This window comes from Actinomadura bangladeshensis (genome assembly GCF_004348335.1).
Lineage (GTDB): Bacteria > Actinomycetota > Actinomycetes > Streptosporangiales > Streptosporangiaceae > Spirillospora > Spirillospora bangladeshensis.
Genome location: NZ_SMJW01000266.1, coordinates 1 through 10,497 on the forward strand (window position 1 = coordinate 1; position 10,497 = coordinate 10,497).

Here is a 10,497-nt window from a genome sequence, read left to right on the forward strand (position 1 = left end):
CCCTCCCCGCCCTTCGTGCCGTGCTCCTCGGTGCAGCCCGCCAGGACGAGGGTGACCGCCAGTACCACGAGCAGGAATCGCCGCATGGAGGCAAAACTAACCTCAACGGACACCCTCAAACTACTCATGAGTAGACGAAGCCGGACGTGCCGCGTGGACATCGTGGAAGGACGGCGGCGGGACGCGCGGGGGCCGCGTAAGCTCGGAGGAACCGTTCTGAGCTGCCGCGTCGCGATAAGAGTGAGACCCTTGAACGAATTCGTCCTGACCCTGTCATGCCCCGACCGGCCCGGCATCGTGGCCGCCGTCTCGGGGCTGCTGGCCGAGCGCGGATGCAACATCGTGGAGAGCCAGCAGTTCGGCGACGGCGAGTCCGGCAGGTTCTTCATGCGGGTCCAGTTCGCGGCCCTCGACGACACCGACCCCGACGAGCTGCGCGGCGCGTTCGCGTCGCTGGTGCCCGAGCTCGGCCTGGAGTGGCGGCTGCACGCGCTCGCCGAGCGCCCGCGCGTCCTGATCATGGTGTCGAAGGGCGGGCACTGCCTGAACGACCTCCTCTACCGGACGCGCTCCGGCCTGCTCGACATCGACATCGTCGCGGTCGCGTCCAACCACCCCGACCTGCGTCCGCTCACCCAGTCGTACGGGATCGACTACCACCACCTGCCGGCCGGGTCCGGCGGGAAGGCGGCGCAGGAGGCGGAGATCCTCACGCTGGTCGAGCACTACCGCGCCGACCTCGTCGTCCTCGCCCGGTACATGCAGATCCTCTCCGACGACTTCTGCGCGAAGCTGCCGGGGCAGATCATCAACATCCACCACTCGTTCCTGCCGAGCTTCAAAGGCGCCCGCCCCTACCACCAGGCGCACGCGCGCGGCGTGAAGCTGATCGGCGCCACCGCGCACTACGTCACCGCCGACCTGGACGAGGGGCCGATCATCGAGCAGGAGGTCGCGCGGGTCGACCACACCCAGAGCCCGGAGGAGCTGGTGGCGGTCGGGCGCGACGTCGAGTGCCTGGCGCTGGCCCGCGCCGTCCGCTGGCACGCCGAGCACCGCATCCTGCTCAACGGCGACCGCACGGTCGTCTTCCGCTGACGCCCGCGCTGACGCCTCCGCCTCCGCCGCCGCTGACGCTGACCTGCGGTTTTCCGTGAGATGTCGGCATGGCGAGTTTCACTCCGCGTGGTCATGCCTCACGATGAGTGAGGATGTCGGACGTGCCGATGGCTCACGGGGGTGGCGATGGCCGAGGCGTTGGTCCAGGACCTGATCGAGGAGGAGCGGAGCAGGCGGGAGGCGCGGCGGCTGGCCGTCCGCGCGTTCCGGCCGCGGCGCGCGTTCGCGGGGTTCGCCGCGGCGCTGCTGGTGACGACGGCGGGCGGGGCGGCGGCGATCGAGCTGCTGGCCGCGGCGCTCGGGTCCGCCGTCCATCCGGTGCCGGGCGTCGCGACGCTGCTGGAGGTCCTGCGCCGGTACTCCTGGCGCGACCCGGACGTCTTGGTCGTCGCTGGGGCGGCCGCCGCGCTCGGGGCCGCGTTCCTGGCCGCCGCGCTGCCCGGCCGGCTGCGCGGAGTGCCGCTGGACGGCTCCGACCCGCGCCAGGCCGGCCTCATCGGGCGCGCCGCGCTGCGCCGGTCGCTCGCCGACGCGGCCCTGGAGGTCCCCGGCATCGAGCGCGCCCGCGTCCGCGGCCTGTCGGTCTTCCGGCGGACCCTGCTCGTCCGGGCCGCCACCCACTACCGGAACCCGTCGAACCTGGCCGACCTCGTCCGGGCCGCCGTCGAGGCGCGCCTGGACCGGATCGAGCCGATGCACCGGCCGCCGGTCGAGGTCCGGCTCGGCTGGCGGAAGGACTGACGATGCGGATCGCGATCGCGATGACCGGGGCGGTGCTGCTGCTGGCGGGCGCCTCCGCCGCCGCCCTCGGGCTGGGCGTCTTCGACGCGTTCGGTGCCCTGTCGGGCCGGCCGCTGCTCGACCCGGCGGCGGTGCGCTTCGCCGGCGGCACCGGCTGGTTCCTGCCGGCCGCGGCGGGCGCCGCCGAACTGCTGGCCCTCGCCGGCCAGCTGTGGCTCGTCCTGCAGGGCCGGGCCCTCGTCCACCAGTGGTGGCCCGACCTGGACGCCGAGACCCGCGTCCGGGCGCGGACGGCCGCCGCCGCCCTCGACCGTGACGTGCGCGCGCTGCCCGGTGTCGAGGACGTCCGGATCCGCCTCACCGGCACGGCCGACAAGCCGCGCCTCCTGCTGAACGTCTCCTGCGCCGGCGACACGCTCGTCGGCGAGGTGTACGGGGAACTGGGCGCGGGCCCGGTCGAGCGCTACCGCCACGCGATCGGCATGCCCGACCTGCCAGTGGTCATCCGCTTCCGCCCGATCTTCGCGCGCCCCCGGCGCCGCCGCCCGCAACCCGAAACGGCCTGACTCTCGAACGGCCGCCCGATGCCGGGGCGCTTGGCACCGGGCGGCCGAGCTCTCACCCCGGGGCGATGCCGGCGGCCGGGGCGGTCCGTCTGAGGGCGGCCGGTTTCGTGCCCGCCGGTGTCCGTGCGGAGGCGTGGGCGGCCGGCACGGTGCCCTTCTTGAACGGGTCCTCGCCGGCCGGGGTGCGGCGGGCCTGCGCGGCGTCGGGCTCCGCCCTCCGGCGCCCGGTCACCGCGGCGGCGCGCGCGGTCTTCCGGCCCAGTGCCCGCACCGGTTGGACGTATCGGGGCGGATGGGGCACGGTGTTCTCCTCGGCGTCCGGTCACCGGGAAACGGGCGTGCCCGGTGCTGCGGTAGGAGTGGCGGGGGAGGAGCGGCGCCCGTCCCATCTCGGGACGGGCGCTCGCTCGTCGGCGGGCGCCCATGCGCCGGGACGGGCGGCGCATGCACACGGCGGGCACCCGCGGTGGGGGGAGGGCCGCGCAGGTCGGGAGCATGATCGGCGGGGCCGTGGTCCTTGCACCCGACACTATGCGCGAACCTGTGACGGCCGTCACGCTTGTGTACATTTCGTTCACGGCGTGTTCCGAGGAGGTGCGAGGGCCGATGCGGCGTCCCCGCTGGGCGGTGCCCGGCAACTGGAGCGTGGCCCGGCAACTGCTGGTGCTGCAGGCCGCGGTCGTCGGGCTGCTCGTCGCGGCCGGCGCCGTCCTGGCCTACCTGGACGCGGGGCGGTCCGCCGACGACGGCGCGCGGCAGACCGTCACGGCGGTCGCGGTGAGCATCGCCGACGCGCAGAACGTCCGGGCGGCGCTCGCCGCGCCGGACCCGAGCGCGCTGCTGCAGCCGTACGCCGAACGCGTCCGGCACGACACCGGCGTCGACTTCATCACGATCATGAGCCCGGACGGCATCCGCTACACCCATCCCAACCCGGCCCGGATCGGCGGGCATTTCGTCGGCAACACCGCGCCCGCCGTCGCCGGCCGGACGTTCACCGAGACCTACACCGGCACGCTCGGCCCGTCCGTGCGGACGGTCGCGCCCGTCCTCGGCGACCGGCACGAGGTCGTGGCGCTGGTCGCGGTCGGCATCACCGTCCGGGTGATCACCGGGCGGCTGCAGCAGCGGCTGATCGCCCTCGCCGTCGTCGCCGGGCTCGTGCTCGCCGCCGGGATGGCCGGCAGCTACCTCGTCTCCGCGCGGCTGCGCCGGCAGACCCGCGGCGTCGCGCCCGGCGAGCTGCGGGAGATGTTCGAGTACTACGAGGCGATCCTGCACGCCGTCCGCGAGGGGCTGCTGATCCTCGACCGGGCGGGCCGCGTCGTGCTGTGCAACGACGCCGCCCTCGACCTGCTCGACCTGCGCGCCCACCGGCCGGACGGCCGGGCGCGGGCGCGGCCCGGCCGGTCGCCGGTCCGGGCCTCGCGCGACCTGCGCGGACGGCGCGTCACCGACCTCGGCCTGCCCGCCGAGCTGGTCGCCGCCCTCGTCGCGCCGGAGCCGCGCGCGGACGAGATCCACGTCGGCGACACCCGCGTGCTGGTGGTGAACACCTCGCCCGTCCGGTCCCGCGACCGGGCGATGGGGAACGTCGTCACCTTCCGCGACCACACCGAGCTGCAGACCCTGACCGGCGAGCTGGACACCGTCCGCGGGTTCGCCGAGTCGCTGCGCTCGCAGGCCCATGAGGCCGCGAACCGGCTGCACACGGTGGTGTCGCTCGTCGAGCTGGGCCGCCCCGACCAGGCCGTCGAGTTCGCCACCGCCGAACTCGCGACCGCGCAGCGCCTCACCGACCGGGTCGTGGACTCGGTCACCGAGCCCGTCCTCGCCGCGCTCCTGCTCGGCAAGTCGGCCGAGGCCGCCGAGCGGGGCGTCGAGCTGGTCATCACCGAGGACACCGCGATCGAGGGGACGGTCGAGGCCCGCGACCTCGTCACCATCCTCGGCAACCTGATCGACAACGCGGTGGAGGCGGCCATCGGGAACGCGGCCGTCCGGCCGCCCCGGGTCGTCGTCAGCGCCCGCGAGGACGCCGGTACGCTGCTGCTGCGGGTGTCCGACAGCGGACCGGGCATCGAACCGTCCGCCGTGCCGGACATGTTCCGGCGCGGGTGGACGACCAAGACGTCCGGCGGCTGGCCGGTCGGGCACGGGCTCGGCCTCGCGCTGGTCGGCCAGACCGTCCGGCGGCGCGGCGGCGAGCTCCGCGTGGGGCACGACACCGGCGCCGTGTTCACCGTCCGACTCCCCCTGGACAACCCATGATCGAAGTGCTCATCGTCGAGGACGACCCGGTCGCCGCCGAGGCGCACCGCACCTATGTCGAACGGGTCGCCGGGTTCGCGGTCGCCGGGGTCGTCCACTCGGGGGCCGACGCGCTCAGGTTCTGCGAGCGCGCGACCGTCGACGTCGTCCTCCTCGACTTCTACCTGCCGGACACCCACGGCCTCACCGTCTGCCGCGCGCTCCGCGCCGGTGGCCGCGACGTGGACGTCATCGCCGTCACCTCGGCCCGCGACCTCGCGGTGATCCGCTCGGCCGTCTCGGTCGGGGTCGTGCAGTACCTGCTGAAGCCGTTCACGTTCGCGTCCCTGCGCGACAAGCTCGACCGGTACGCCCGCTTCCGGGAGCAGACCGTGGGCGCCGGCGAGGTCAGCGGCCAGGCCGACGTGGACGGGATGCTCGCCACCCTCCGCACCCCCGGCCACCGCACGGTGCCGAAGGGCATGAGCGGCGAGACGCTGCAGGCCGTGACCGACGTGCTGTCCGCCGCGTCCGACGGCCTGTCCGCCGCCGCGGCCGCCGACCTGACCGGCGTCTCCCGTGTCACCGCCCGCCGCTACCTGGAGTACCTGGCGCAGAACGGCCTGGCACGCCGCAAACCCCACTACGGTCAGGTCGGCCGTCCCGAAGTGCGCTTCTATCCCGGCTAGACGGGGTACCTACGGGACGACCGTGCATGCGACATCGGGGGAGTTGTCGTGACCGAGAAACCTGGCAAGCCCGAGGGCAGGACGAACACCGAACGGGAGCGCGAGGACCCGCCGCCGTCGCCGTCCCGCGCCGAATCCGCCACGGGCGCGCCCCGGAAGGGGAAACCGGGGGACGCCGCCCGCAAGATGCGCGCGATGTTCAAGGGCCGCTAGCCGCCGCACCCAGCGCCCGGACGCGAGTCGTCCGGGCGTTTTCGCGTGCGGTTTTGACACCCCCTTGTGAACCTATTGGGTGGTTATGTCCGCACACGCGACTAACGTCCGAAGTGAAGGTAAAAGTCGAGGGCATCGAGGAGGCGTGCTTGTCCCACCGTGAACAATCGGGCGGCTCCACCCAGGGGCCCTTCGACGCATGGAGGGAACGGACAGACCACGGCATGGGCCCCTCCCGCTGAGCGGCCCGACGACCCGGGGACCACGGCACCGCGGCCCCCGGGTTCGCTGTTGCCCACCGACCGGGACGATCCCGCCGACATTCCCAGGCGACCGGTGAGGCGGCGGTGGGTTGTGTTTTCCAACTTGGTTGGTGGATACTGCGAGAGTTAGTTGGAAAACACAACGGAGGTGGCTGTGGTGCGGGACGCGGTGATCGTGGAGGCCGTGCGGACTCCGGTGGGCAAAGGGAAGGCGAACGGGGTCCTGCACGAGGAGCTTCCGGCCGATCTGCTGGCGCGGACGTTGAAGGCGCTCGTCGAGCGGGCCGGGATCGAGCCGGGCGACGTCGACGACGTCGTCGGCGGGGTCGTCACGCAGGTCGGCGACCAGGCGCTCAACATCACGCGGACGGCCGTGCTCGCGGCCGGGTTCCCCCAGAGCGTCCCCGCCATGACCGTCGACCGGCAGTGCGGATCGTCCCAGCAGGCCCTGCACATCGCGGCGCAGGGCGTGCAGAGCGGCGCCTACGACATCGCGATCGCGTGCGGCGTCGAGTCGATGTCCCGGGTGCCGATGGGGTCGAGCGTCCTGCCGGGGAGCGACCCGTGGGGGACGATGCTGGCCGAGCGGTACCCGGACGGCCTCGTCGGGCAGGGCATCAGCGCCGAGCTGATCGCCGCCCGCTGGGGGTTCGCGCGCGAGGAGCTCGACGCCTACGCGCACGAGTCGCACCGCCGCGCCGCCGAGGCGTGGAAGAACGGGGAGTTCGACCGGGAGGTCGCCTGGACGGGGCAGTGGGACGAGACCGTCCGCCCCGGGACGTCACCGGAGATCCTCGCCGGGCTCCAGCCGGCCTACTACGACGAGCGGACGGCCGAGCGCTTCCCCGAGATCGAGTGGAAGATCACCGCCGGCAACGCGTCCCCGATCAACGACGGTGCCGCCGCCGTCCTGGTCATGGGCGCGGACGTCGCCGAGCGCCTCGGCCTGCGCCCCCGCGCCCGCTTCCACGCGTTCGCCGTGACCGGCGACGACCCGCTCCTGATGCTCACCGCGATCATCCCCGCGACCGAGAAGGTGCTCGGGCGGGGCGGCCTCACGCTGGACGACATCGACCTCTTCGAGGTGAACGAGGCGTTCTCGCCGGTCGTCCTCGCCTGGCAGCGCGAGACCGGCGCCGACCTGGCCAGGGTCAACGTGCGCGGCGGCGCGATCGCGATCGGCCACCCGCTCGGCGCCAGCGGTGCCCGCATCATGACCACGCTGCTGCACGCCCTCGAAGACCGCGGCGGACGGTTCGGGCTGCAGACCATGTGCGAGGCCGGCGGGCTGGCCAACGCCACCATCGTCGAGCGGCTCTGACCGGCGGCTAGGCTGCGTGGCATGCCGAAGGACGCCGACCCGCGCGAATGCTCGGTCGCCGACACCCTGGAGCTGGTCGGCGAGCGCTGGAGCCTGCTCGTGATCCGGGAGCTGAGCTACGGGGTGCGGCGGTTCGACCAGATCGTCCGGAACACGGGTGCGGCCCGCGACATCCTCACGTCCCGGCTCCGCAAGCTGGAGGCGAACGGCATCATCCGGCGCGAGCGCTACAGCGACCACCCGGTGCGCTACGAGTACCACCTGACACCGGCCGGGCTCGAACTGTGCGACGTGCTGCTCGTCCTGATGCGGTGGGGCGACCGGCACCTGCACCCGAACGACCCGCCCGTCCGCTGGCGGCACTCGTGCGGCGACACGCTCAGCCCGCTGGTCGTCTGCAGCCACTGCGGCAACGAGGCCCGCATGGGCGCCCACTCACCGACCGGCCGCGGCGCCCGCACCTCCTGATCCGGCCGCGTCCAGGAGCGCGCGGGCGCCCGCCCGTGCCCGCGCCGCCGCGGCGGGGTCGCCGTGGATGCCGGCGATCACGATGGCGCCCTCGGCCAGCAGGTGGATCGACTCGGCGGCGGACGGGGCCACGGGCGCGACCAGGGCGGTGACCTGGGCGTGGAAGGCGCGCTTGTGCGAGCGCGCCGCCTGCGCGATCGCCGGGGCCGACGGCCCGAGTTCGCCGTGGGCGTTCACCCATGCGCAGCCGCGGAAGCCCGGTTCGGCGAACCAGGCGCCGAGCCAGTCGAACAGCGCGAGGACGCGCTCGCGGGGGTCGGCCACCGCGTCCAGGTGGGCGGCCAGATCGCCCCGCCAGCGCAGGTCGCGGCGCTCCAGCATGGCGACGATCAGCGCCTCCTTGGTCGGGAACAGCCGGTAGATGCGCTTGAGGGGCAGCCCGGCGGCGCTCCGCAGGTCGTCCATGCCGACCGCCTGGATGCCCTGCCGGTAGAAGAGGTCCTCCGCGGCGTCCAGCAGTGCCCGGCGGTCCTGGGCCTGCTGCTCCTCGGTGATCGCGGCCGGCATCGACACTCCCGCTTGACGTTGCGAACTTGACGTTGAGAACGGTCGTTCCCTAGGTTAGGCGACAGTGATAGAGAACGTACGTTCTCAATATGAGGAGGCCGTGATGCCCGAAGACCGCCCGCCCTACCCGCCGTTCACCGAGGAGACCGCCCGGCAGAAGGTGCAGGCCGCCGAGGACGCGTGGAACACCCGCGATCCGCGCAAGGTGGCGGGCGCCTACACGTCCGACTCCGTCTGGCGGAACCGCGACCGCTTCGTCACCGGACGGGACGAGATCATCGCCTTCCTCACCGAGAAGTGGGAGAAGGAGCTCGACTACGCGCTGCGCAAGAGCCTGTGGGGATTCCGCGAGAACCGGATCGCCGTCCGGTTCCAGTACGAGTGGCACGACGAGGGCGGCCAGTGGTGGCGCAGCTACGGCAACGAGCTGTGGGAGTTCGACGAGCACGGGCTGATGCGGCGCCGCGAGGCGAGCATCAACGACGTGCGCATCGACGAGGCCGACCGCCGCATCCACGGCCCGCGCCCCGAGAGCGAGCACGGGGCCGACATCCCGCTGCGCTGACGCCAGACGGCCGGCGTCGGGCGACGCGCCAGGCGACCGGCGTCAGGCGACCGGACGGGCGATCCGCCCGGTCGCCTCGCGCAGGGCGGCGGCGAGCCGGTCGCGGGCCTCGGTCTGGGCGGCGATGCGCCGGTCCAGCACGGCGAGCCGGTCGAACGCGATCCGGAGCTTCTCCTCCGCCGGCGGCGCGGCCGCGACGTCCCCGTCCAGGCACGGCGAGAACGCCCGGACGTCGTCGAGCGTCAGCCCCGCCCCCAGCAGGATCCGGATGTTGCGCACCCGCACGACCGCGCCCTCGTCGTAGATCCGGTAGCCGTTGGCCGCCCGGCGGGAGGTGATCAGCCCCGCCTCCTCGTAGTGCCGCAGGGCGCGCGGCGTCGTCCCCGCGATCCGTGCCAGCTCGCCGATGCGCATGCCCACGATCATCACATGCCGGTCAGGCGACAACGGCACCGCCGTCCACCGGGACCACGGCGCCCGTCACGAACGACGCCTCCGGCGCGGCCAGCCGCGTGATCGCCCACGCCACCTCCTCGGGGCGCCCGACCCGCCCGAGCGGCGTGTGCTCGATCTGCCACGCCCGGACGGCGGCGAGCTGGTCGTCGGACAGCCCCTGGTGCCGCCCGATGGGGGTGCCGATCGCGCCGGGGGCCACCGCCACCACCCGGACACCGCGCGGCGCGAGTTCCACCGCCCAGCTCCGGGTCAGCAGTTCCAGCGCAGCATTCGTCGCCGCGTAGAACGCGTTGCCCGGCCACGCCCGCTGCCCGATGGACGTGCTGACGTTGACGATGACCGCGCCGTCGCCCAGCACGGGCAACGCCGCCTGTGCCAGCAGGACGGGCGCGACGAGGTTCGTCGCGAGCTGCGCCTCCATCGCCTCGGGGGTGACGGCGCCCAGTGCCCCGTTCCGGACGATCGCCGCGTTGTTGACCAGGACGTCCAGGCGCCCGTGGACGTCCATCACCTGCCGCACGATCTCCTCGGCGGCGCCTTCACCGGTGACGTCGGCGGCCAGCGGGTGGACGAGGTCGTGGCCGTCCGCGGTCTCCGCGAGCGGCTCGGCCCGCCTGCCGACGGCCACGACGCGCGTCCCCTCGGCCGCGAACATCCGTGCCGTGGCACGCCCGATCCCCGTCCCCGCACCGGTGACGACGGCGACTCTCTCCTGTGCACGCTTCTTCATGCGTCCACTCTCGAACCCTGCCGCCGGCGTCAAGGTCAAGCTCTGTCAGCGCTCCGCGGCCAAGCGGACGCCGAGGCCGATGAAGAGGGTGCCCACCGCCGTGTTGAGCCGGCGCTGGGCGGTGCGGCGGCGGCGCAGCCAGTCTCCGATGCGTCCCGCGAGGACGCCGACCGTGCCGTCCACGAGGAACTCCAGCGCGATCAGGACGGCACCGAGGATCGCGAACTGCGCCCACACGTGCCCCAGCCCCGGATCGATGAACTGGGGGAGGAAGGCGATGGTGAACGTGACCATCTTCGGGTTCAGCAGGTTGGTCAGCAGCCCGTTGAGGTAGGCGCGGCGTCCCGGCACCCCGGCCGGTGCCGCGTCCGGGACGTCCCGGCGGTGCCGCAGCGTCTGGACGCCCAGGTAGATCAGGTAGGCGGCGCCCACGACCCGCACCACGGTGAACGCGACCGGCACCGCCGCGAACAGCGCGGCGAGCCCGGCCGCCGCCACCGCCACGTGGACGGCCTCGCTCGTCGCGACCCCGGCCGTGGCGAGCAGGCC

14 protein-coding genes are annotated in these 10,497 nt (G+C 73.6%); 9 read left to right on the forward strand and 5 right to left on the reverse strand.

The window, feature by feature from the left end:
• Positions 1-249 precede the first annotated feature (249 nt).
• The 3 genes from purU to E1284_RS33710 all read left to right on the forward strand — a co-directional run bounded on the left by purU (position 250) and on the right by E1284_RS33710 (position 2,426).
• A complete protein-coding gene (gene purU, locus E1284_RS33700) occupies positions 250-1,098 on the forward strand; it encodes a formyltetrahydrofolate deformylase (RefSeq protein ID WP_163057930.1) in 849 nt (282 codons plus the stop codon).
• Between the two features lie 147 nt (positions 1,099-1,245).
• Entirely contained in the window at positions 1,246-1,860 is a 615-nt protein-coding gene (locus tag E1284_RS33705) for a DUF6286 domain-containing protein (RefSeq protein ID WP_131944212.1), read from the forward strand.
• A gap of 2 nt (positions 1,861-1,862) precedes the next feature.
• Positions 1,863-2,426 carry a hypothetical protein gene (locus E1284_RS33710; RefSeq protein WP_131944213.1) on the forward strand — a complete coding sequence of 188 codons (564 nt, stop codon included), beginning with the start codon at positions 1,863-1,865 and terminating at the stop codon, positions 2,424-2,426.
• Positions 2,427-2,478: 52 nt separating this feature from the next.
• Here the strand turns inward: E1284_RS33710 and E1284_RS33715 are convergent, their stop codons facing one another.
• Positions 2,479-2,727, reverse strand: a complete 249-nt coding sequence (locus tag E1284_RS33715) for a hypothetical protein (RefSeq protein ID WP_131944214.1) — start codon at positions 2,725-2,727, stop codon at positions 2,479-2,481.
• A 305-nt stretch (positions 2,728-3,032) separates the two neighbouring features.
• Here E1284_RS33715 and E1284_RS33720 point away from each other — a divergent pair, with 305 nt between their 5' ends.
• From E1284_RS33720 to E1284_RS33735, 5 genes are all read left to right on the forward strand, one after another.
• The gene (locus tag E1284_RS33720) at positions 3,033-4,697 is read left to right on the forward strand and encodes a sensor histidine kinase (protein ID WP_131944215.1); all 1,665 of its coding nucleotides are present in this window, start codon (positions 3,033-3,035) and stop codon (positions 4,695-4,697) included.
• The gene (locus E1284_RS33725; protein ID WP_131944216.1) at positions 4,694-5,365 is read left to right on the forward strand and encodes a response regulator; all 672 of its coding nucleotides are present in this window, start codon (positions 4,694-4,696) and stop codon (positions 5,363-5,365) included. The genes E1284_RS33720 and E1284_RS33725 overlap by 4 nt, the downstream gene beginning before the upstream one ends.
• Positions 5,366-5,413: 48 nt before the next feature.
• The gene (locus E1284_RS41980; RefSeq protein WP_165965529.1) at positions 5,414-5,578 is read left to right on the forward strand and encodes a hypothetical protein; all 165 of its coding nucleotides are present in this window, start codon (positions 5,414-5,416) and stop codon (positions 5,576-5,578) included.
• A 420-nt stretch (positions 5,579-5,998) separates the two neighbouring features.
• On the forward strand, positions 5,999-7,162 hold the full coding sequence (locus E1284_RS33730; RefSeq protein WP_131944217.1) for a thiolase family protein: 1,164 nt from the start codon (positions 5,999-6,001) through the stop codon (positions 7,160-7,162).
• Between the two features lie 21 nt (positions 7,163-7,183).
• Complete coding sequence (locus E1284_RS33735; protein ID WP_131944218.1) at positions 7,184-7,630, forward strand: winged helix-turn-helix transcriptional regulator; 447 nt, start codon at positions 7,184-7,186, stop codon at positions 7,628-7,630.
• Here E1284_RS33735 and E1284_RS33740 read toward each other — a convergent pair.
• Positions 7,598-8,197 carry a TetR/AcrR family transcriptional regulator gene (locus E1284_RS33740; protein ID WP_131944219.1) on the reverse strand — a complete coding sequence of 200 codons (600 nt, stop codon included), beginning with the start codon at positions 8,195-8,197 and terminating at the stop codon, positions 7,598-7,600. The two genes, E1284_RS33735 and E1284_RS33740, sit on opposite strands and share 33 nt — an antisense overlap.
• A 103-nt stretch (positions 8,198-8,300) precedes the next feature.
• Between E1284_RS33740 and E1284_RS33745 the strand changes: the two genes are divergently transcribed.
• On the forward strand, positions 8,301-8,762 hold the full coding sequence (locus E1284_RS33745; RefSeq protein WP_131944220.1) for a nuclear transport factor 2 family protein: 462 nt from the start codon (positions 8,301-8,303) through the stop codon (positions 8,760-8,762).
• A 42-nt stretch (positions 8,763-8,804) separates the two neighbouring features.
• On the opposite strand, the gene E1284_RS33750 is transcribed toward E1284_RS33745, so the two are convergent.
• The 3 genes from E1284_RS33750 to E1284_RS33760 all read right to left on the reverse strand — a co-directional run.
• Positions 8,805-9,176 (reverse strand): MerR family transcriptional regulator, encoded by a 372-nt coding sequence (locus E1284_RS33750; RefSeq protein ID WP_131944221.1) that lies wholly within the window; start codon positions 9,174-9,176, stop codon positions 8,805-8,807.
• A gap of 22 nt (positions 9,177-9,198) precedes the next feature.
• On the reverse strand, positions 9,199-9,948 hold the full coding sequence (locus E1284_RS33755; protein ID WP_131944222.1) for an SDR family NAD(P)-dependent oxidoreductase: 750 nt from the start codon (positions 9,946-9,948) through the stop codon (positions 9,199-9,201).
• A 45-nt stretch (positions 9,949-9,993) separates the two neighbouring features.
• The coding region (locus E1284_RS33760; RefSeq protein WP_131944223.1) for a LysE family translocator at positions 9,994-10,497 on the reverse strand (504 nt) is incomplete at its 5' end.